The organism is Paenibacillus sambharensis, assembly GCF_003233845.1.
GTDB classification, from domain to species: domain Bacteria; phylum Bacillota; class Bacilli; order Paenibacillales; family Paenibacillaceae; genus Paenibacillus_I; species Paenibacillus_I sambharensis.
The window spans coordinates 548,620-570,039 of record NZ_QKRB01000044.1 but is presented as its reverse complement, the minus strand read 5'-3'; the positions used below and the strand labels follow the sequence as shown (position 1 = coordinate 570,039).

Genomic DNA, 21,420 nt, shown 5'->3' with positions numbered 1-21,420 from the left:
CCACGGAACCAATCCTGTTACTATTTTACTAGGTAATTCGAGACAGTACAATGAAATTTTTGTCGAATTAACACTTTATCTGCTATTGGAGAAGATAAGCAGGTCGTCTGAGCAGCGGACTTTTTCACTAACTAGTTAATTGTAATGTGTGGCGCACAAGCAAGAACCCGACCTCACTAGGTCGGGTTCTTCCCCATACAAAATACAGCTCTGACTATCCTGCCTCTTCAAAAGAACGGATTACTCAATGCCTTCCAGCCAAGTGTTCACCTTATCCGCATTGGCTTCTACCCATGCGCCGGCTGCTTCTTCAGGGGACTTGCCTTCTTGGATGGCGATCATGACAGCTGCCATCTCGTCCGCTGTCCACTCGAACTGGTCGAGGAACTTGTAGGCGTCAGCCTTGTCTTCCTCCAGGCCTTTGCGCACGATCGTGTGGATCTGCTCTTCACCGCCGTACACGCCCTTCGGATCTTCGAGGTACTTCAGCTCCATGTTGGCGAACATCCAGTGCGGCGTCCATGCCGTTACGATAACCGGCTTCTGCTCATCATAGGACTGGATCAGCTGCTGAGCCATTGCGGCCGAGGAGCTTTCAACCAGTGTCCAGTCGGACAGCGCATATTCCTCCAGCGCACGCTCGGTTGCCATCATAATACCAGCTCCAGGCTCAATGCCGATAATCTGATAGTTCACACCTTCGCCCGCAGCGGCATCTGCCAACTCATCAATCGAGTTAATCTCCATATAGGCAGGTACCGCGAGACCTGTCTTTGTTCCATCCAGGTTAGGACCAAGATCCACAACTTCCTGCGCATACTTCTCCATATAGGATTCATGCGTGCTGGGCAGCCATGCGGCTACCATGGCATCCGCGCTGCCGTCCGCAAGGCCAACCCACATTGGTCCTGCGTCAACCTGCAGCATCTCTACCTTATAGTTCAGCTTGGATTCCAGAACATGCTTGACCACGTTCGTGCTCGCAATCTCTGAATCCCAGGCCACGTAAGCAAGCTTAATCGACTTATTCTCAGTCTTGGGACTGCTGCTTCCGCCTTCATTTCCACTATTCGAGCAGGCGCCGAGCAGGGCCGCCACAAGGATTAACGCCGTGATAACTGTCCACTTCTTCATCAAGATTCAATCACTCCTAGTTTGCTTTATTTTTGGTTTTGAAGACATTCTGAGTCAAGCGGTCGAGCAGGATCGCCATAATCACGATGGCAATACCCGCTTCGAAGCCGATACCGGTATTCGCTTGTGTAACCGCACGGTATACGTACGACCCGATTCCCTGCGCGCCGATCATCGACGCGATAACGACCATCGACAGCGACAGCATTATTGTCTGGTTAATACCCGCCATAATCGTTGGCATCGCCATCGGCAGCTGCAGCTTGAACAGCTTCTGAGCCGGAGTCGAGCCGAATGCATCGGCTGCTTCAACAAGCTCGGCCGGTACCTGCCGGATGCCAAGATTCGTCAGCCGGATCGTCGGCGGGATAGCGAAGATTATCGACGCAATGACACCCGGGACAACACCCAGCGAGAAGAACGATACCGCGGGCAGCAGGTACACGAATGCAGGCATCGTCTGCATAAAGTCAAGCACCGGTGTCATGATGCTGCGGAACATGCTGCTCTTCGCACAGCCAATGCCGATTGGAATCCCGATGACGATCGACAAGATGGATGCTGTCAATACCAGCGACACTGACTTCATCGAAAGCTCCCAGAAGCCGAGATTATCAATCAGCAGCAGTCCGATTAGCGTGAAGATAGAGAACTTCCACCCTACCATCCGCCAGGATAGCAGCGCCAGCAGCACGATGAGAACAATTGGCGGCAGCAGTGTCAGCACATATTCAATGTTGTCCACCATCCAGCCGATAACTGCCCGGATTATATCAAACAGCCCGCCGAAGTAGGTTTTCATCCACTTCTCTATGCTTTCAACGGCATCCCCTATCGGAATCTTGGGTATGTCCATCATGCGCTCTCACCTGCTTCCGGGTTCGCATTGCCGGCAAGAGCGGCCAGTACGGCTCCACGGATCAGCACACCGCGCAGACGGTCATCGTCTCCCACGACGGCTACAGGAACCCTCGTGTCCGCCATGATCTCAAACAATTCATTCAGCATGACGTCTGGACTCACCCGAGGCACCTCGCGCTCCATGACATCCTCAATTGTGAGGCCTTCCTTAACAGCAGCCGAAGCCTGATCAGCCGTCAGCGCGCCAAGCAGCTTCATTCCTTTATCCGTCACATAGAGATTGGAAATCTCCCGCTCGCGCATCAGCTGCAGGGCAACACGCGGGCCCCGGTCCAGCATGACGGTCTCAGGCTTGATCATGACATGCGAGGCCGTCAGCACCTTCGACATGTCCACATCCTCTACGAACCGCTCCACATACTTGTTGGCAGGCTGTATAAGAATTTCCTCTGGAGTCCCGATCTGAACGATAACCCCGTCCTTCATTAGGGCAATCCGGTCGCCGATGCGAAGCGCCTCATCCAGGTCATGCGTGATGAACACAATCGTCTTGCGCACCTTGGATTGCAGCTCCAGCAGCTCATCCTGCATATCCTTGCGAATAAGTGGATCAAGCGCGCTGAACGCTTCATCCATCAGCAGAATATCCGGGTCCGTTGCCAGCCCCCTGGCCAGTCCCACACGCTGCTGCATGCCGCCGCTGAGCTGATCCGGATAGCTGTCCGCCCAATTCTCAAGCCCTACCAGCTTCAGTGCGTCAAACGCAATCTCACTTCTCTTCTTCTTGTCGATGCCTTGAACCTCAAGTCCGTATTCAACATTCTGCCGGACCGTCCGGTGCGGGAAGAGCGCGAACTTCTGAAACACCATACCCATGTTCTTCCGGCGAAAATGGCGCAGCTGCTCTGCGGTCATCTTCAGCACATCCGTGCTGTCGAACAGGACCTGGCCTGCTGTCGGCTCAATCAAGCGATTTAGCAAACGCACAAGTGTAGACTTGCCGCTGCCGGACAGCCCCATGATGACAAATATCTCACCCGGCTCAACGCTGAAGCTTGCGTTATTCACGCCTACCGTCAGCCTGGTTTCCTTCAATATGGCTTCTTTCGTCATTCCCTGCTCTAACAGCGGGATCGCTCTCTGCGGATCTGGCCCAAATACTTTGGTCAACCCTTTGACCTCTATAATTGCCATGCCGTACCTCCTTTGCCTTCCCTCTTGACTCCGACAAGTGTACTAGTTCCAGGAAATATCAGCAAAGCGCAAATCCCTGGATATTTCTTTGTACAGTTTTTTCTTTACACACTTTATGTATGGTTTACTCCGTTTATCTTAAATTTACTTAATAAACTGTTTCTTTACTTTTAATTAGGGGTATGCTTACAATACGTGTAGTGACCGAGCTACTTATAAATTAGGAGGGAACCATGAAAGATCTTCAGGATCTTACATCCGACCAGCAGCGCAAGCTGGACCGCGCGCGCCAGCGCGTGATTGAATCTATTGGCAAGAACATGGACTTGTATGGCATCACCCTCTCCATCGGTCATCTGTATGGCCATATGTACTTCCAAAACAAACCGATAACACTTGATGATATGAGTGAAACGATGGGGATGAGCAAGACATCCATGAGCACCGGGATGCGAACGCTTATGGATCTGAAGATGATTAATAAGGTATGGGGAAAAGGGACCCGGAAGGATCTGTACGAGGTTGTTCCGGACTGGTACCAGAACTTCAGCGACTACTTCTCGATTAAATGGCGCAAGGCTGTTGAGGGAAATATGCAGGCGCTGGCCAAGTCGCTGGAAGAGATACACAGCCTCAAGGGAGAAGCTGAAGGCGACCCGGATTTCCTGCAGCTGCTTGATGTTGATGAAGCCAAGATTACGGAGGCCCTGCATTATTACAAATGGCTGCTCCGGCTGATTGAGACGCTCGAGACAGGCAAAATATTCGAGTTTATTCCAAAGGAATAGGCGGCTATCAACATAAAGAAGGCGTGCAGCCCTGCGGGTCGCACGCCTTCTTTATGTTGTTCTTCCTCCCTATTCCTCCAGCAGCATAGTCCCCATCCGCTTGGCCGTATCAATAAGAATCGGGACCTGCTCGCGCATTTTCTCCAGCGTTAGCCTGCCGGAAGGCCCAGACACAGACAGGGCGGCCGCAAGCCGGCCCGCACGGTTAAAGATAGGGGCAGCCACCGCAGCAGCGCCAGGCTCCCTTTCCTCAATGCTGGTGGCGTAGCCTGATTGACGGATTTGGCTGATTTGTTCAGCATAAGCTTCCTTATCAATCGTCTCCGGCCAATCCGCCGAATCCAGCAGCTGCCTAAGCGCATGCTCGCCGCCGAATGCGATCAGCACCTTGCTGGAAGCACCAACATACAGCGGCAGCCTTGCCCCTACTGGCGCAACCCTGCGGACGGCCTGATTGCTCTGCACCGCCTGAATGCGGATCCGCTCACTTCCGTCACGAATGTAGAGGCTTATGGTCTCACCCAGCATATCTCTCAGCCGTTCCATCTCCGGGAGCAGCATAACGGCCGGGTCATCACTTGTGGACAGATGCGTTGACAGCTCCCAGATCCGGATGCCAAGCCGGTAACGGTCCGACAGGGCATCCCGGGTTACGAAGCCCCGGTCCTCCAAGGTAGCCAGCATTCGGTGAACCGTACTCTTATGCAGGTTTACCTTCTCTGCGATTTCGGTCATCGCCCATTCACTCTTCTCATTAAAGCACAGCAGTATATCAAGCGCCCGCTCAACGGCGCGTACATTCGACTTATTTTCCTCCAACTAAACCGCCTCCTGGAGTTTCATCACATGAAACACAATTACATACAGTATAACCTAAATGAAATCTATCCGCCAAGTAGAACCCTTCTTTTACAGGCAGATTACAAGTGCTTAACAATGTGCCGACATCAATTGACAACCTGGTTCAAAAGACATACGATTATATTAATAGAAGTTGTTAAGCGCTTTCAATGTCATATTTGTTGTTCTTGAGGAGGGGTTCTTCCATGCGTATGACCGTGCTGACATCATTGCCGCTATTTAAAGGCGGGTTTACTTCCAATCCTTATGCGGATCTGCCTGAGAAAAATCCCGCGATGAACAGGCGGAGAAGCCGGTGGCATTTTCTCGTATCCCTGGTCGCATCCGTGCTGGCCCTGCTTCTGTTCTCGTTCATAGCCTTCCACGGCTATGTCGCCTGGACACTGGCCCACCCTTATGTGGCGCCGCTCACGTCCAACCCGATGCTTGCCAAGGGACTGGAATACGAAGACATAACCTTCCCGAGTGCCAGCGGGCGAAGCACTGTCGATGGCTGGTACATTCCGTCTGCTGCCGGTACGGAGCGGACCGTGGTCTTCAGCCACGGCTACGGCGCGAACCGTGAAGAAACCTGGGTTCCTATGTATGATCTGGCCAACCTGCTCCACGGCCTCCAATATAATGTCCTGATGTTTGACTACGGCTATGCTTCCGCTACCAACCGTCTGCCCGCCACTGGCGGCGTTGAAGAGGCCCAGCAGCTGTTGGGCGCTGTCTCTTACGCCAAGAGCCAGGGCGCAGAGGAAATTGTGGTATGGGGCTTCTCAATGGGCGGGGGTACAGCTTTGCAGGCCGCTCTGGTATCTGACGATATTGATGCCATGATCCTGGACAGCATGTTTATTACAGATGCAGATACGCTATATCACAACCTGACCCAAATCGCTCCCGTTCCGCGGTATCCATCCCTTCCGCTCATTGAATGGATGCTGCCGCTGTGGACTGGCTTTAATATGAATGAAATTCCGGCGAAGAAGGTCCGTCAGACTAACTTCGACATTCCGATCTTCTTTGTCCACGGCACTCAGGATGCCAAAGCACCTGTCGAAATTGCCCAGGAAATATCGGCTAATCAGACACATATGCTGTCAAACGAGTGGATTGTTCCCGGCGGCAAGCATGAGCTGATCTTTCAGGTCTATCCGAAGGAATACATCCAGCGGGCTGTTGTCTTCCTGAGCCAGGTACATCAATCGGTATATGCTAACCCGTCGGTTTAAAACGCAGGATGTAAATAGCACGTCATAGCCCTTCATCCTTGCGAATATCCTTCATGGAGAGGATTTTCGCAGGAGGAGGTTATGACGTGCTTTTTGTTTATGGTCCTTATATGCCCCTTAGGTGGCTCGAGGAAGTCCGATCCTGGAAGCAGCAGGAGCAGCAGTATGCCGCCGTCATTAAACAGCTCGTGCCTAACCTTGAACCGGAATATGCAAGAGTGTTGGAGCAATGGTGTCCTGTCTTCGAGAGCACAGAGCGCTGTGCCGCCATGTGGATTCATCACTGGCAGCAGGACCCGGCCCGGCTTCCTGTCACGGCCGAGACTCAAGTGGAAGCGCTGCTGCAGGCTGCCCAGGCGCAATCCGAGGCGTTCATCCGCCAGCTGCAGCATATTCATGAGAACAGCGCCGCACTATCCGCCAATCCAGCCGCTCCAGCTTTAACCGGGCATGTGATCCAGCAGTCCCGCTCATTCCTACAGACACTTGAAGCGACGGGGCTCTCAGGAGCAGCATCCGATCCGGCTTATGCTGCAGCCGGCGATACCCTAGATAAGAATACGCGGACGCCAGAGGAAGCCCCTGAAGAGCCTGAAGATCACGCCAGACTTTCAGGAGGCGGTTCCAAGTCTGTCCCTGTCGGCGGGCATACGCTGCCTCCACTGCCGTACGCCTATAACGCTTTTGAGCCTTACATTGACGAAGCAACTATGCGGGTTCATCACAGCAAGCATCACCAGAGCTATGTCGACGGTCTCAACAAAGCGGAAAAGATGCTACAGGATGCCAGACGAACAGGTAAATTCGAGCTCGTCAAGCATTGGGAGAGAGAGCTTGCCTTTAACGGTGCTGGGCATTATCTGCATACGATATTCTGGTTCACTATGAAGCCAGGCGGTTCTAAAGACCCTGACGGCCCGCTTGGCGAAGCCATCAAACGGGACTTCGGCAGCATGCAGGCCTTCAAGAAGCATTTTTCCGAAGCGGCGGAAAAGGTCGAAGGCGGCGGATGGACGATTCTCGTTTGGAGCCCGCGCAGCAGCAGACTGGAGATCCTGCAGGCCGAGAAACATCAGAATCTGTCCCAGTGGGATGTTATTCCGCTTTTGCCTTTGGATGTCTGGGAGCATGCCTATTATCTGAAGCACCAGAACCGCCGTGCGGATTATATTAAGAACTGGTGGAACGTCGTCAATTGGCCGCATGTGGAAGAGCGGTTCCGTGCAGCCTCAACCATCCGCTGGACGCCTTATTAATACTGATGCATAAAGGGCTGCCCTCAAGCAGGAAAACCTGCTTGGGGACAGCCCCTTGTATGGTTCTATAGGATTAGATACTACTAGCCCAGAAGTGACATGAACTCCGTGCGAAGCGCCGTATTGGTACGGAATTCACCTCGTACAGCAGACGTTACAGTCTTACTTCCCGGCTTCTTCACGCCCCTTGCGCACATGCACAGATGCTCGCCCTCCAGCACGACCATTACGCCGTGAGGCTGAAGCACTTCTTCCATGATGTTCGCGATCTGTGTGGTAATGCGCTCCTGGACCTGAAGCTTGCGCGTTATGGCTTCCACCAGACGAGCCAGCTTGCTGAGACCGGCGATCTTGCCGCTTGGAATATAACCGATGTGCGCAACACCGAAGAACGGTGCCATATGATGCTCACATTGGCTGTAGTAAACGATATCCTTGACGATTACGAGCTCTTCATGCTGCTCGTCGAAGGTTACACCCAGTACATCACGCGGGTCAACATCATATCCAGCGAAGATCTCCTCGTACATCCTCGTTACACGGGCAGGCGTATCAAGCAGGCCTTCGCGCTCAACATCCTCACCGATCAGCTTCAGGATTTCTCTAATATGATGTTCAATCTGTTCTCTGTTGTCTGAAACTCTGCTGTTCAGATAATCCTTAACACCGGCCATTGTTCAGTCTCCCTTCGACGCCTGGTATGGCTGGCAGATTATCTGCGGCCCGGCCTGTTTTGATTTTTCATCATGTGCTGCGCGCGCTGAATTTGCTGCTTGTTCATGTTATAGCCCATCTGCTTGGCCATCTTCTGCAGCATCTCCGGATCGCTCTGCATCTTCTCAAGCTGCTTGCGCAGATAGAACACGCCGACTACAAATCCGATGACCAATCCGACGATCAGCGTAATGATTGGAATAATAATATCCCACATGTGTACAAATCACCTGACCCTTTCTCTATGTGAAAATCCTTAAATTAACCAGCAATGCTCCCTATCATAGCATGTCCCAAGGTCAACTTGCAATCCCTTAGGCATAGCCCTCAAGCCCCAGCAGATAAGTCTTGATCTCAACTCCGCCCCCAAAGCCGACCATGGATCCATTAGCCCCGATTACCCGGTGACAGGGGACAATGAGCGGCACCGGGTTGCGGTTATTCGCACCGCCGACCGCACGAACCGCAAGCGGTTTGCCAAGCTGCTCCGCTACCTGCTTGTAGGAGCGCACTTCACCATAGGGGATACGTGCCAGCTCCCCCCAAACAGCCTTCTGGAATGAAGTTCCGCGCAGCTCCAGTGGCAGGTCGAAGCTGCGCAGGCGGCCTTCGAAATAGTCATGAAGCTGCCGCTGCGCCTCATCAAGCAGCTTGGATGGGCCTGCGGCAGTGTTTGCCATTGCCGCCCCGCTGCCGGGCCATTGCTTACTCAGCCACGCCTCCATCTGCTCCAGGCGTTCGGCATAGCCGCCGAATTCCACATGGCAGATGCCCCTGCTGCTTGCACAGACAAGCAGCGTTCCGATTGGTGAATCCAGCTCACGCCAATTAATCCGTTCTGCCTCCACCCGTCTGTACCCCTTCCCTGTCCTGATCGCTGACTTCTCCTGCCTGCCCGCTGGCTGCCGCACGCAGTCCAGCCAGCGCCTCCCTGATCATGGCAAGCGCCTGCTCATCGGACTCCCGGCCCGCTGCTTCCTCAAGCACTGCAGCAGCCTTCTGCCCGCCTATGCGGCCGAGTGACCACGCCGCTGTTCCGCGCAGCTCCGGCCGCGGGTCCTGCAGCAGCACATCCCGCAGCGGTTCAACAGCAGACGGGTCCTTGAAATTGCCAAGCGCGATGACCGCGTTGCGCTGAATCGGCTTGCGTCCGCGCCACGCAGAAGCACTGCTGCCGTAAGCCTCCTTGAACGCGCGGTTGCCCATCGTGAGCAGCGGCACAAGCAGCGGCTTGACCTTCTCGGGATCAGGCTGCAGTTCAGGCTGATGTGTCCAGTTCAGCCCCTTGTTCACCGGGCATACAATCTGGCAGGTATCACAGCCATACAGACGGTTGCCGATCTTGCGCATCATCTCATCGGAGACGAAGCCCTTGGTCTGTGTGACGAACGAAACACACCGCTGGGCATCAAGCTCCCCAGGCCCCACCAGTGCCCCTGTCGGACATGCATCTATACATTTGGTGCAAGTGCCGCATTGATCAGTTACGGGCTTGTCCGGGGGAAGCGGCAGATTGGTAATCATTTCGCCGAGATATACCCAGGAACCGAATTCCGGTGTAATTACGGCGCAATTCTTGCCGCTCCAGCCGATGCCCGCACGTTCGGCGACCGCACGGTCGACAAGCTCGCCTGTATCCACCATACTCTCCGCCCGAAGCTCCGGAACACGTTCCCGCAGCCACCACTCAAGCCTTGCCAGACGGTCTCTCAGAACATGATGGTAATCCATGCCCCAGGCCGACCTCGAGAGAATCCCCCGCCTCGCGCCAGGCTCGGATTTGGGTGCATCCTGAAGCTTCGACGGATAAGCGATCGCTATTGCGATGATCGACTGCGGGCGGTCGAATAACAGGGACGGGTCCGTCCGTTTATCCAGATCCGGCTCCTCAAAGCCCGACTCCCGGCCCAGTGCCCGGTGCCGGATCAGCCGTTCTTTTAGGGCCGTGAAAGGCTCTGGCGAAGCAACGCCGAGCTTATCAATACCAAGCTCTGGCAGTGCCTGGAGCAGTTCTTCTTTCAGCTGCTGGTAGTAACGATCCGTCGTTTGCCCCTCCGGCATCTGTTATCCCTCCTCCACTTCGCCTGGATTCAAACAAACTCGAAAACCGCCAGGACAGCCGCCGAATCGCTTCTCGCGCCAGCTCGCCTCAGCGGTTATTCCAATTGTTATTGCTACAGCCCTTTAGTTCTCATTCCGCCCGCCGGGCTTCGGTTTCTGCTGCGCCCGTTCCTACAGCTTGTTCATATGCGTGATCGGCCAGATCACGAACTGTGCTTTGCCCTTAATCAGCGTAGAAGACACGGGCCCAAATGTCCGGCTGTCCTTGCTCGCACCCAGGTGCCGGTTATCCCCCATGACGAAGTAGGTGCCTTCCCCTACCTTCTGCGGTCCATAATCCACATCCTCAATGTCCACATCTGTATAGGACTCGACAAGCTGCTCCCCATTCAGGTACATCCTGCCGCTGCGTATTTCGACCGTATCCCCGGGCACCCCGATAATTCTCTTAACCAGGTACTCTGCCTTGCCTTCCGAATCCATCGGATCCTCCAGGATGACGACATCTCCCCGCTCCGGCTCGCCAATCAGGTAACCGATCTTGTTGACGAACAGCCACTGCTTGTCTTCCAGCGTCGGCTCCATTGAATGACCGTCCACCGTCGACAGGTTGAAGACGAACAGATGGACCAGCAGGACGATGACAAAAGCAATCCCCAGCGTCCGTGCCCAGTCAAGCAGCTCGCTAAGCCATCTTGGCCTGCCTCTCTTCTCTTCTGGTTCTCTATTCTGCTGCTTTCTTCTGGACCTTGCGCTCCTGGTTCCTGTTTCCTCTGTGCTCTCCACTACTTGTTCGTTCATCCTACACCCCGGTTTCTGATTTCCATGTATTATAGTAGCTTCTTACCAGGTCATCCGAGCGAAAGGGAGGCTCTCCCCTGCGTATCTTGTCCAGAAGCATGCCCAGCCCGGAAGCCACCTTGTTGCGAAGGTCACCGGGGTAGTGATACAGCTGCTTGTTCATCTCATATTCTTCCCGGTCCACGACATGAGAAGCTCCGTCCGGATAGCGGATCACGTCCAGATCGTAGTCAATATAGGTGTACACATTCTCATACTGGTGAACAGGCGACGCCACATTGCAATAATAGCGAACACCCGCGTGCTCCAGAAGAGCAACCACGTTAAACCAGTGTCCCGGCGCAAAAAAGGTAACGGCCGGCACCTTGCTGATCCAGCGCTTGCCGCTACCCTCCAGCACCGGCGTCTCTTCATTTATCAGAACGATCATGGATTCCGCCGCATGCTCCTCGTGGAGCCGCTCTGCAGGCACCAGCCAATTTTCCAGCCACATCCGGTGCAGAGAACCGTTATGCTTGAAGCTCTTGATGATTCTGCTCTCGTATGATGTCATCATTCAAAACCTGCCCTTGCATCTATTATAAGAAAAACGTCTGTCCCCGTATACCCGGTATACCTGCCAGCAGGCCCGTAGGCCTTCCCATGGCTATAGTATCGGCTGCATTCCCACTTTTACGTAGAGAATTCTGTCATAAAAAAGATAAGACCGTATAAGGGAGTCCTTATACGGTCTTATGCAGGGTTGGCTATAATTGTGCTGACTACCAATTAGCCTGCTACAATACTGAGCTTCTGAAAGGATCTGAAGAAATCCTTGGCAGCATAGCCCATTGATTCGTAAAGCGATAAGATTGGTTCATTATACTCGTCTGCAGTGATCAGGATCTGGCTGACATTCCGCTGTTCGAACCGCTGGCGAAGCGCGCCAATCAGCAGCTTGCCGATTCCTTGACGCTGATATTCGGGATGAACAGCAATCCGGTAGTAGTAGCCCCGGTTCTGGTCGATCGTGCCGATAATCATACCGACAACCTCTTGATTATTCGTAGCCACGAGCACGAGATCGCTGTCCCATGACAATTGCCGAGCAAAGGCTTCCATCGTTTCTTCATAGCAAACTTCCGTCAAAGTCGTTTCCAAAAGCTGCGTTAATGGCCGGTAATCCGACAGTTGAAAAGAACGAACCTGCATGAACGTAAGTCCCCCGCAATCACGTCATAGTAATATCTAATATATAGAAATACGACAGGATTTAACGAAATCCTGCATAAACCTTAAAAAAACGTTAAAAAATTTAACAAAATGACCGATTTAGGATGAAAACGCTTTAATTTAAGCGTTTTCATTAAAAATAGTTATAGATTTGTTAGTCTGGTATAAAAATTGGCGGTTCATGCCATCCTACTCCGGGTAAATAGTAGTGGTCTGCTGAAGCTCGGATCAAGCACCGACTTTCTAAACATTAATGTTGATTTATTACCCTGAATAGGCGATAATGAGCTTGATAAAAAATACATATAGGAGGTTTTCAATTACATGGCACATCAACTACCAGCACTTCCTTATCCGAACAATGCACTGGAACCGCACATCGATGAGACGACGATGATGATTCACCACGACCGTCATCACAACACATACGTGACGAACCTTAATGCTGCACTGGAGTCCGCTCCTGAGCTGCAGAACAAATCGGTTGAAGAACTGATCGCTGACCTGAACAGCGTACCTGAATCAATCCGTACCGCTGTCCGCAACAACGGCGGCGGCCATGCTAACCACAGCCTGTTCTGGACAACAATCGGCCCTAACGCCGGCGGTCAGCCAACAGGTGCTCTGGCTGATGCCATCAACAGCGAGCTGGGCGGCTTCGACAAATTCAAGGAAGACTTTGCGAAAGCTGGCGCAACACGCTTCGGCTCCGGCTGGGCATTCCTTGCTCTGACGCCGCAAGGCAACCTGAAGGTATACAGCCTGCCTAACCAGGACAGCCCGATCATGGAAGGCGACACGCCTCTGCTTGGTCTGGACGTATGGGAGCATGCGTACTACCTGAAATATCAGAACAAGCGTCCGGATTACATCGCTGCATTCTGGAACGTTGTGAACTGGGAAGAAGTAGGCAAGCGCTACGACGCTGCGAAGAAGTAATTGCCTGTATACGGCCGGTCGGGAACCAATACCTGACCGGCCGTTTCTGTTAACCGGGGGCGTTGCTGCTCTGCGAGTACTGTTACATGTAAAAGGAAGCCGGCGGACTGCTCATCCGCCGGCTTCCTGTCATTCGTTCTGCTGCTACTCTTGTCCGCCTTGCCCCCGCTGAACAGCTGAACCGCCCTGTTCACCCGGTGTTCCTTGTCTTGCCTGCTGAGGTCGTCCCTGCGCATCCGCTTGACGCCCCTCCGGCTTCTGCCGTGGCGGGCGGGACTGCTCAGAACCAGGCGTACCGGCTCCAGCTTGATGCTGCTGTCTCCTGCCCTGCTCACTGCCGGGCTGCCGGTTGCCCCCGGCCCGTCCTCCCTGTACCTGCTGCTCAGGGGATTGCGGCGAGCCCTTGCCCTTCTGGTGCTCCTGGCCTTGACGCCCCTCCCGGCCGCGGTAGCGCTGCCGAGGCTTGTGCTCCTGTGCAGGTGTGCCTTGTCCGCTTCCCTGCTGCGGCCGGTTAGCCTTGCCTTCCCGGTCGCGCCCTTCCTTGGCACCAGCGGATGCACCGCTGTCGCGGCCTCCCTGACGGTCTCTGCTGCGGCCGGGCTGTCCGCCCTCTCTTGCTCCATAACGCTGCCCGCCGTGCCGCGGCTCCCGGGAACGTCCGGGCCTGCCGCTGCTCTCCCCTTCGCGGGCTGAGGTAAAGGCTTGATCCTCAGTTTCTCTGGCGGCTGCCGTCGTAAGGGGTGCCGCCTCCAGCTCGCTCGACTGCCGCCGGGAACGGTAATGATTCGGCTGCTGAAACAGCTGCTCTTCCTGCTCTTCATCCAGATTAATCAAGACAGCATCACCATCAGCCACCTTGCCGCTGGATGTTTTCTGCAAAACGAAGTAGGCACAGCCAAAATTGCAGTATTCATTAATATAATCTGCTAAATTCGCAATGGTGCTTTCCTTCGTCGCCTTCGGATGCCCTTCCTTGAAGAAGCCCTTCAGCCTTAACTGGTTGTAGCCCCAATCACCTATGATATAGTCATATCTTTCGAGAACATCGCTGTACCGTCCCTTGAATGCTTCAAGGTTCCAGGCATTCTTATGTTCATGCAAGAGTTCATATGTTCTGCCGCCGATCTGAATCAACGATGAGCCCCCATTTCCAATCCGTCGTGTTATGCGTTTGCACGGCCTGCCGGCTGCGCCTGTGCCGCGGACTGTACCTGTTCGTGAGCATGGTAGGAGCTGCGGACCATCGGTCCGGATTCCACGTGGCTGAAGCCGCGCTTCATGCCTTCTTCCTTAAGCGCCTTGAACTCATCCGGGTGAACATAGCGCTCAACCTCCAGATGGTTCGGCGTTGGCTGCAAATATTGACCAAGCGTCAAGATATTGCAGTCATGCGCCCGCAGGTCATCCATCGCCTGAATAATCTCGTCCCATGTTTCTCCGACTCCAAGCATGATGCTTGACTTCGTAGGGATATCCGGCTGCAGCTCCTTCGCCTTGCGAAGCAGCTCAAGCGAACGGGAATATTTGGCCTTGGCACGAACCCTGTCCGACAAACGTTCGACTGTTTCAATATTATGATTTAGAATGTCCGGCTTGGCATCCATGACAATTTTGAGTGCATCCCAGTTTCCTTGAAAATCCGGGATCAATACCTCTACGCTGCACAGCGGCATTCTGGCGCGGATCGCCTTGATCGTGCCCGCGAAGATGGATGCCCCGCCATCGGCCAAGTCATCCCGCGCTACAGAGGTTACGACACAATGGCGAAGCCCCATCTGCTCGGCCGCTTCCGCCACGCGTTCTGGCTCCTGAAGATCGAGCTCCGTCGGCAGTCCGGTCTTGACAGCGCAAAATCGGCATGCCCGTGTACAAATATCGCCTAAAATCATAAAGGTGGCTGTACGGTTTGCCCAGCACTCATATATGTTCGGGCAGCGCGCTTCCTCGCATACCGAGTGAAGCGTCTTCGAACGCATCATGTCCTTAATTTCGGCATAATTGCCGTCTGTAGCCAACTTTATGCGAAGCCAGTCCGGCTTTGGTTCTTTGCTGCGTGGTTTCGTTCTCATGCACCATGACCTGCTTTCCTGTAAGCGGACAAGCCGCCCTTGTTAATGATCCGTGTCCTTATTATATCATGAATCGGATAAAAACCAATGATATGCAGTAAGCTAACGCTATAAAAGGAGGCGACGATTCAACATGCAGCGTATCTGGAAAATACAACTTACGGCCCTGAACCGCTGTGCAGCGGCCGCTCTGGCAGCGCTGCTCCTGTCGCTGGCAGCCGGCGGCACTGCTGCAGCTGCTTCAGCCCCAGGGGGCGCAGCTCCGGCTCCGAAAGCGGAGCCGCCTGCCGTCTTACGCAAGCAGCTGTTTGAGCAGATTGGAGACATTACCGGTATTCCGTGGCATTATTTGGCCGCCATTGACCAATACGAACGCACCCTCACCAAGGCGCGGCCGAAATCCCGTCCCAAACCAGCGGGCTTACTCGGCATCTATATCCCCCCCGAGCGCTGGGCCGGCGCGATGAATCCTGACAAGGAGCAGCCCGCTTCCCCCGCGACACTTAGATATTTTGGGGGCATTGGCCTTGACGGAGATGGCGACGGACTGGCGGACCCTGCGAATGATACAGATATCTTATATACAGTTGCCAACCATATCCTGGCTTATGGCACAACAGCTGACGACTTTGCCATCAGCTTATGGGAGTACTATCACAATACCCGTTCCGTTCAGCGGGTGCAGCAGTTCTCCAAGGTTTATGAGGCCTTCGACCGGCTCGATCTCGACGAGCATGCCTTCCCGCTGCCTGTAAGAAGCGACTATTCATACCGCAGCACCTGGGGATCAGCGAGAAGCTGGGGCGGCCGCCGGATTCATGAGGGAACCGATATTTTTGCCCGTTACGGCGTCCCTGTCCGCAGCACCTGCTACGGAGTGATTGAAGTCAAGGGCTGGAACAAATTCGGCGGTTGGCGAATCGGCATCCGCGATCTTGACAATGTCTATCACTATTATGCTCACCTGTCCGGCTTCGACAAGACACAGAAGGTCGGGGATGTCATTAAGCCCGGCACAGTGATCGGATGGGTTGGCAGTTCAGGCTACGGCAAGCCCGGCACCCAGGGCAAGTTTCCGCCCCATCTGCATTACGGGGTGTACCGGGACCGTGGACTGATCGAATGGTCCTTTGATCCCTACCCTATGCTGAAGGCATGGGAGCGCGAAGAATGGCGCAGGATCAAGCAGAAGAACAAGTAACACCCGCATCTCCAGCACCCTTGCAGCTTACCTGCGCCAGCCCTTTACCAGCCCCATTAGGCCGGTAAAGGGCTGATAATCATTGTAGCTGCTCTCCGCGCTGGACTCGTTGACGATGGACTCGCCTTATTCCTTTTTACGCGCCGGTATTCTGTTCTGACTGGTCTTCCGGCTCTGCTGATGAATTATCCTCCGCTTCGTGACCTTCGCTTGCTCCCGGCTCCCCGGCGGCTCCTCCAGGCGCCTGCATCGGAAGCGCGATGCTCGGAGGCTCCTGTCCCATCCCGCCAACCGGATTGCCCTTGTTGTCATAGTAGTACATCGGCACATCGCCAACAACCAGCAGATAGGAGACAGGAATTTCGGTCTCCACAATCTCGGGCTTCGTATCGAACGGAATGATGATCGCGACCTCCGCTTGAATCCGGATATAAACTTCCACAAGAATCATATTGATGCCCGCATCCGTCTGGCGGGTATTCAGATCCACCTTAACGGCCCCAACCGGCTCGAAGCGTACCGGGACCCGCGGTCCAAACGAGCTGATAATTGCGCTCCCGAGCGCCTGCCCTACCGGGATATGCTCCGGCACCTGACCGAGCTCCCCAAGCATGCTCTGCACGGTATTGATCGTTTCGGATGTAATGCGCATATGCTCGCCGTAGTTCAGCATGAAGCCCGATATTTTACCGTCACCGTTCGTCTTCCATTCCACCAGCTTCTCAAAATCGGAGTGACCGGCCACCTGTTCTGAGATCGCTTTATTGATGGATTCCGTCGCAATCTGCTTCACACGAATCGCGGCGACGTTCATCAGCGGCGGCTTAAGATTCCGCTCTATAAATACGAATGACTGGATGGCAAAGGCCAGCATCAGCAGCATGACCAGAAGCCACAGCCTCCGTCTGCCCAGCTTGCCGCCCCGCCTGCCAGTCCGCCTGCTTCTCCAGCGTTTTCTTCTCCAACCTGCCACGGCGCACCCCTCCTGTCCGGCTCCTTATCCCATGCTTATGCGGGCAGCTCCCAAAACATTTCGTGTTTCCCCAGGTCCTGTCATCCGCCTAAGGCTCGTATTCAAGGCATCATGGTATAATGGAGCCGATCAGTTTAACGGAACATAACAGGCTCTCTATACGTACAACATGAAAAAGACATCAGGCACGCTCTTCTTGCTGCCGTTACAAGACTGGAGGAAATTATATGTTTAACAGTGACTTTGGGCCAGGCGCAGGCTTCGACTTGATGTTCACCATCATTCCCATTCTGATGGTCATCGGTTTCGTTGTCGTTATTGGCGGCATTATCATGAACGGAGCCCGCTATATGAAGAACAAGAATGCCCCGCGGGAGACTGTCTATGCACGGGTCGTTGCCAAGCGTACTGAAGTGCGTTCGCACACGAATACAAATCACCATCATAGCGCCGATGGCAGCATGCACCCTTCCACGTCCCGCAGCTCGCGCACCTATTATTACATCACGCTCGAGTTCGATAATGGGCAGCGCCGGGAATTTGCGGATGTGAAGAATCTCTACGGCCTGCTGGTTGAAGGGGACTCAGGCTACGCCGCCATTCAGGGTGACTGGCTTGTCGCGTTCGAACGGAATGGGGGCTGACGAGGACAGATGTTTACCTTGAAGGAGAAGGAATACATGCTCGAGGTGCTGAAGCGGGATAAGAGGAAGAGCCTGTTCAAGCTCCGTCAATCCCCTCCCGAGCATGACCGGCTGATCGAGAAGCTGGAGCAGATGATCCGCAATGAACAGGTGAACCGGGAGCATCTGTAGGTTCGGTGCTATGGATGAAAAAAAAAGCCTTCGGACCATGCGCTTAACAAGCGCTGGCCGAAGGCTTTGTTAGTCTTGCGGACTCTGGAGGCATGATTCAGCCTCGTGCTGATCCGGATAAATCGTTCTCACGGCCGGCTGGCAGCAGCTCCGGCCGCTCGCAGGTGCTCTGCATGCCGTAGTGGCAGCCGAGTTCAGAAGCGTCGTGAAAGCCATGCATGGCTTCGAGCACATGGTACGCAAGCTGGCCTGATGCCCGGTGCTTCCGTCCGGTACGGATGGCCTCTGCCATATCGGCTGCGCCTATGCCGCGGGCATTATCGCTGCTGCCATGCGACAGCGCGACCTCTTCCCACTCACGCGACCCGGCGCGGCACAGCAGGACCGGTCCGCCGAATGTGTTCGGATCCGGCACCTGCAGTGTCCCCTCGCTTCCGTACAGCTCGATCCGCGGCAGCATGGAGCCTCCCTTAATATCAAAGCTGGTCACCAGCGTAGCGACAGGACCGGAGACGAAGTCGATCAGACCGGCAACATGGGTCGGCACATCAACCTCTATTTTCTGTCCGGCCTTGGGCTTGCTTGTAATCGTCCTCTCCGGGAAGGAAATCCGCGCAGAGCCTGTCACGCGGGCGATCGGCCCCAGCATAGCAATCAGCGCAGTCAGGTAGTAGGGTCCCATATCAAACATCGGGCCTCCGCCCTGCTTGTAATAGAACTCCGGATCGGGATGCCAGCTTTCGTGGCCTCCGGACATCATGAAGGCCGTTGCCCCGACAGGGATGCCGATGGCACCTTCAGCTATGAGCTTAATGCAGGTTTGAATCCCTCCGCCAAGAAAGGTGTCGGGTGCCGCTCCAACCAGCAGCCCTGCGCTGTTCGCCTTATCCAGCACTTGGCGCCCTTCCTCGCGCGTTACCGCGAGCGGCTTCTCCAGGTATACATGCTTGCCTGCCTCAAGCGCCTGCAGGCTGACGGCGGCATGCGCCTGCGGTATGGTCAAATTAATAACCATCTCGATTTCCTTGTCGGCCAGCAGCTCCTCCACCGAGCAGCCGCGAATGCCGTATTCAGCCCCTCTTTGTTTTGCCCGCTCGACATCCAGGTCAGCACAGGCGGCAATTTCCATAGAGCCAAAGCGGCCGCCATTTTGCATATAGATGCCGCTGATATTGCCTGTACCAATAATTCCAGCCTTCAGCTTATTCATCGCAGCGTACTCTCCTGTCCGCTAAATTACAGCTGGCTGTCCGCCATGCCGGTATAAATCTCTGTGCCTTGTCCCTGATCTGCCTTCGCCGCATCTTTGCCTTCCGCACACCAGAGGAAGCCCCGTCTCATCAGCTCCAGCACGGCCGGCATACGGACAATCTCCGCGACATGGCCAAGCGAATTATAATAGACTCTGCCGGCTCCCCAGCGCTTCGTCCAGATGACAGGCATATCAACCGGGCCGTTAGCCGAATGCGGGCCGGGAACAACCGGAAACCGGGTCGTCGCCAGCACTTCAACCGCAGGGTCGACATGCAGGTAATACTGCTCGCTCTTGACGGCAAAGTCTCCGATGCCTTGTACAAGCGGACTTGTGCTGTGCCGGATTTCCACTGTGTAATCCACCCCGTCATTGCCTGGATGAGCAACCCAGTTGCCGCCGGTCATGAACTGCCAATCGACATTCTCGCGAAAAGCATCGCACATGCCCCCGTGGCATCCGGCAAGGCCAACGCCCTGCTGGACAGCAGCCGAAACGTGGTCAACCAGCTTCTGCTCAATCCGCCCCATCGTCCATACCGGTACGATCAGGTCCAGTCCCAGCAGCTTGTCACGATCTGCGAATGCCTCCAGCGTATCTGATACCTCCACCTCGAACTGCTCCTTCTCCAGCAGCTCCCGGAAAATACCTGCGACCTGCTTCGGCTCATGGCCGTCCCAGCCGCCCCATACAATTAATGCCCTGCGCATATTCAATCCGCTCCCTTCAGGTATCCTTTCCCTGCTTAGCCTGCCATTGCGCTCCTAGCCCTTCCGCCAATCCGCCGTACATCCTACAGCTCGTCGATTCGAACCCAGCGCCGCTCATCAATGGACAGCTCCACCGCCTCCAGCACCGCCTGGCATTTGATTCCGTCATGGAAATTCGGTATTGGCTGCCTGTTCGCTTCAATCGCCTGCAGCAGCTCAACCACCTCATGCGTAAACGTCTGGCCATAGCCAATCGTATGTCCCGCAGGCCACCAGGCATCCATATAGGCGTGGGCCGGATCGGTCGCAAGTACGCGCCGGAAGCCCTGAACATCCTCATCATCCCCGGTAAAATAAACCTGCAGCTCGTTCATCCGCTCGAAATCAAATTTCACGCTGCCCTTGCTGCCGTTAATCTCGAAGGCATTCGTACACCGGTGTCCGGCGGCGAACCGGGTCGCTTCGAAGCTGCCCAGCGCCCCGTTTGCAAAGCGTGTCATAAACAGCGTCGCGTCATCTACAGTTACGGGCCCCTTGGGGCCGTCCGAGCTGCCGCTGGCACTGAGACCTGTCATGGACGAAGGCATCGGGCGCTCCTTAACGAAGGTTTCGCTCATGCCAATAACCTCGGACATGTCACCGACCAGAAAGTGAGCCAAGTCGATCAGATGGGCGCCGAGATCGCCATGCGAGCCGGAACCGGCAACCGATTTATCAAGCCGCCATACAAGCGGGAAGTCCGGATCAAGAATCCAGTCCTGCAGGAACCACGCACGAAAATGATAGATCTGTCCAAGCCTTCCCTCAGATACAAGCTTCCTTGCCAGCTGAACGGCTGGTGCGAACCGGTAGTTGAAGCCGACCATGTGCTTTACGCCCGCTGCCTCGGCTTCCCGCAGCATCTCCCGGGAATCGGCCAGCGACAGCGCAAGCGGCTTCTCACAGAAAATATGCTTGCCGGCCCTTGCTGCCTCAATCGCAATTTCCTTATGCACGTTCGACGGGGCATTGATATCAATGACATCAATGTCACTGCGGCTTACGAGCTCTCGCCAGTCCGTCAGGGCACTCTCCCAGCCGAATTGGCGGGCTGCTTGCCGAACGGCCTCCGCGTCCCGGCCGCAGATTGCCTTCATAACCGGCTTCGGAGAATCCGGGAAGAACATCGGTACATCCCTGTAAGCTTGGCTGTGAGCCTTGCCCATAAACTTGTAGCCTACCATACCTACACGAATTTCTTTTGGCTCCATGATTCTTCTCCTCCTAGACTTGATTATCCCCGCTGCTTGTAAACTTCTGATGCTGCTGTTCCGCGGCGCTTAGGATTTGATTCGTAACCCGCCGGACGATCGTCTGCAG

24 protein-coding genes are annotated in these 21,420 nt (G+C 54.7%); 7 read left to right on the top strand and 17 right to left on the bottom strand.

Annotated features, from left to right (window positions below):
- Nucleotides 1-240: 240 nt before the first annotated feature.
- From DNH61_RS13940 to DNH61_RS13930, 3 genes are read right to left on the bottom strand one after another with little or no spacing between them, the layout of a single operon-like run.
- Entirely contained in the window at nt 241-1,134 is an 894-nt protein-coding gene (locus DNH61_RS13940; protein ID WP_111147248.1) for a glycine betaine ABC transporter substrate-binding protein, read from the bottom strand.
- Nucleotides 1,135-1,150: 16 nt separating this feature from the next.
- Nucleotides 1,151-1,990, bottom strand: coding sequence for an ABC transporter permease (locus tag DNH61_RS13935; RefSeq protein ID WP_111147377.1), 840 nt, complete (start codon nt 1,988-1,990; stop codon nt 1,151-1,153).
- A complete protein-coding gene (locus DNH61_RS13930) occupies nt 1,990-3,189 on the bottom strand; it encodes a quaternary amine ABC transporter ATP-binding protein (protein WP_111147247.1) in 1,200 nt (399 codons plus the stop codon). Before DNH61_RS13930 ends, DNH61_RS13935 begins: the two co-directional genes overlap by 1 nt.
- 233 nt (nt 3,190-3,422) lie before the next feature.
- Between DNH61_RS13930 and DNH61_RS13925 the strand changes: the two genes are divergently transcribed.
- On the top strand, nt 3,423-3,977 hold the full coding sequence (locus tag DNH61_RS13925; protein ID WP_111147246.1) for a GbsR/MarR family transcriptional regulator: 555 nt from the start codon (nt 3,423-3,425) through the stop codon (nt 3,975-3,977).
- Nucleotides 3,978-4,046: 69 nt separating this feature from the next.
- On the opposite strand, the gene DNH61_RS13920 is transcribed toward DNH61_RS13925, so the two are convergent.
- Entirely contained in the window at nt 4,047-4,796 is a 750-nt protein-coding gene (locus DNH61_RS13920; protein WP_111147245.1) for an IclR family transcriptional regulator, read from the bottom strand.
- A 227-nt stretch (nt 4,797-5,023) separates the two neighbouring features.
- On the opposite strand from DNH61_RS13920, the gene DNH61_RS13915 reads away from it, so the two are divergent.
- The gene (locus DNH61_RS13915) at nt 5,024-6,058 is read left to right on the top strand and encodes an alpha/beta hydrolase (RefSeq protein WP_111147244.1); all 1,035 of its coding nucleotides are present in this window, start codon (nt 5,024-5,026) and stop codon (nt 6,056-6,058) included.
- Between the two features lie 86 nt (nt 6,059-6,144).
- Nucleotides 6,145-7,314: a Fe-Mn family superoxide dismutase gene (locus tag DNH61_RS13910; RefSeq protein WP_111147243.1), complete on the top strand. Its 1,170-nt coding sequence runs from the start codon at nt 6,145-6,147 to the stop codon at nt 7,312-7,314.
- Nucleotides 7,315-7,397: 83 nt separating this feature from the next.
- Here the strand turns inward: DNH61_RS13910 and folE are convergent, their stop codons facing one another.
- From folE to DNH61_RS13875, 7 genes are all read right to left on the bottom strand, one after another.
- A complete protein-coding gene (gene folE, locus DNH61_RS13905) occupies nt 7,398-7,988 on the bottom strand; it encodes a GTP cyclohydrolase I FolE (RefSeq protein ID WP_111147242.1) in 591 nt (196 codons plus the stop codon).
- A gap of 38 nt (nt 7,989-8,026) precedes the next feature.
- On the bottom strand, nt 8,027-8,245 hold the full coding sequence (locus DNH61_RS13900; protein ID WP_111147241.1) for a YneF family protein: 219 nt from the start codon (nt 8,243-8,245) through the stop codon (nt 8,027-8,029).
- Nucleotides 8,246-8,342: 97 nt separating this feature from the next.
- Nucleotides 8,343-8,876, bottom strand: a complete 534-nt coding sequence (locus tag DNH61_RS13895; RefSeq protein ID WP_181438709.1) for a methylated-DNA--[protein]-cysteine S-methyltransferase — start codon at nt 8,874-8,876, stop codon at nt 8,343-8,345.
- Nucleotides 8,857-10,089, bottom strand: a complete 1,233-nt coding sequence (queG, locus tag DNH61_RS13890; protein ID WP_111147240.1) for a tRNA epoxyqueuosine(34) reductase QueG — start codon at nt 10,087-10,089, stop codon at nt 8,857-8,859. Before queG ends, DNH61_RS13895 begins: the two co-directional genes overlap by 20 nt.
- A gap of 171 nt (nt 10,090-10,260) precedes the next feature.
- Complete coding sequence (gene lepB, locus DNH61_RS13885) at nt 10,261-10,890, bottom strand: signal peptidase I (RefSeq protein WP_111147239.1); 630 nt, start codon at nt 10,888-10,890, stop codon at nt 10,261-10,263.
- A 1-nt stretch (nt 10,891) separates the two neighbouring features.
- The gene (locus tag DNH61_RS13880) at nt 10,892-11,443 is read right to left on the bottom strand and encodes a DUF402 domain-containing protein (protein ID WP_111147375.1); all 552 of its coding nucleotides are present in this window, start codon (nt 11,441-11,443) and stop codon (nt 10,892-10,894) included.
- Between the two features lie 215 nt (nt 11,444-11,658).
- Complete coding sequence (locus DNH61_RS13875; RefSeq protein ID WP_111147238.1) at nt 11,659-12,081, bottom strand: GNAT family N-acetyltransferase; 423 nt, start codon at nt 12,079-12,081, stop codon at nt 11,659-11,661.
- 345 nt (nt 12,082-12,426) lie between these two features.
- Here DNH61_RS13875 and DNH61_RS13870 point away from each other — a divergent pair, with 345 nt between their 5' ends.
- Nucleotides 12,427-13,041: a superoxide dismutase gene (locus DNH61_RS13870; RefSeq protein WP_111147237.1), complete on the top strand. Its 615-nt coding sequence runs from the start codon at nt 12,427-12,429 to the stop codon at nt 13,039-13,041.
- Between the two features lie 144 nt (nt 13,042-13,185).
- On the opposite strand, the gene DNH61_RS13865 is transcribed toward DNH61_RS13870, so the two are convergent.
- Together DNH61_RS13865 and lipA are read right to left on the bottom strand one after the other, a co-directional pair.
- Nucleotides 13,186-14,175, bottom strand: coding sequence for a YutD-like domain-containing protein (locus tag DNH61_RS13865; RefSeq protein ID WP_111147236.1), 990 nt, complete (start codon nt 14,173-14,175; stop codon nt 13,186-13,188).
- A 29-nt stretch (nt 14,176-14,204) separates the two neighbouring features.
- Nucleotides 14,205-15,110 carry a lipoyl synthase gene (lipA, locus tag DNH61_RS13860; RefSeq protein WP_111147235.1) on the bottom strand — a complete coding sequence of 302 codons (906 nt, stop codon included), beginning with the start codon at nt 15,108-15,110 and terminating at the stop codon, nt 14,205-14,207.
- Nucleotides 15,111-15,243: 133 nt separating this feature from the next.
- Here lipA and DNH61_RS13855 point away from each other — a divergent pair, with 133 nt between their 5' ends.
- Nucleotides 15,244-16,311, top strand: coding sequence for a M23 family metallopeptidase (locus DNH61_RS13855; RefSeq protein WP_111147234.1), 1,068 nt, complete (start codon nt 15,244-15,246; stop codon nt 16,309-16,311).
- Nucleotides 16,312-16,447: 136 nt separating this feature from the next.
- Here the strand turns inward: DNH61_RS13855 and yunB are convergent, their stop codons facing one another.
- Nucleotides 16,448-17,284 carry a sporulation protein YunB gene (gene yunB, locus DNH61_RS13850; RefSeq protein ID WP_245948172.1) on the bottom strand — a complete coding sequence of 279 codons (837 nt, stop codon included), beginning with the start codon at nt 17,282-17,284 and terminating at the stop codon, nt 16,448-16,450.
- A 227-nt stretch (nt 17,285-17,511) separates the two neighbouring features.
- Between yunB and DNH61_RS13845 the strand changes: the two genes are divergently transcribed.
- Entirely contained in the window at nt 17,512-17,928 is a 417-nt protein-coding gene (locus DNH61_RS13845; RefSeq protein ID WP_245948171.1) for a DUF2500 domain-containing protein, read from the top strand.
- Nucleotides 17,929-17,937: 9 nt separating this feature from the next.
- Nucleotides 17,938-18,099 carry a hypothetical protein gene (locus DNH61_RS26410; RefSeq protein WP_181438708.1) on the top strand — a complete coding sequence of 54 codons (162 nt, stop codon included), beginning with the start codon at nt 17,938-17,940 and terminating at the stop codon, nt 18,097-18,099.
- A 97-nt stretch (nt 18,100-18,196) separates the two neighbouring features.
- Here DNH61_RS26410 and DNH61_RS13840 read toward each other — a convergent pair whose 3' ends face one another.
- The 3 genes from DNH61_RS13840 to DNH61_RS13830 all read right to left on the bottom strand — a co-directional run bounded on the left by DNH61_RS13840 (nt 18,197) and on the right by DNH61_RS13830 (nt 21,311).
- Nucleotides 18,197-19,309: a Gfo/Idh/MocA family protein gene (locus DNH61_RS13840; protein ID WP_111147233.1), complete on the bottom strand. Its 1,113-nt coding sequence runs from the start codon at nt 19,307-19,309 to the stop codon at nt 18,197-18,199.
- A gap of 26 nt (nt 19,310-19,335) precedes the next feature.
- Nucleotides 19,336-20,061 (bottom strand): ThuA domain-containing protein, encoded by a 726-nt coding sequence (locus DNH61_RS13835; protein ID WP_111147232.1) that lies wholly within the window; start codon nt 20,059-20,061, stop codon nt 19,336-19,338.
- Between the two features lie 83 nt (nt 20,062-20,144).
- The gene (locus DNH61_RS13830) at nt 20,145-21,311 is read right to left on the bottom strand and encodes a Gfo/Idh/MocA family protein (protein WP_111147231.1); all 1,167 of its coding nucleotides are present in this window, start codon (nt 21,309-21,311) and stop codon (nt 20,145-20,147) included.
- Nucleotides 21,312-21,420 lie beyond the last annotated feature (109 nt).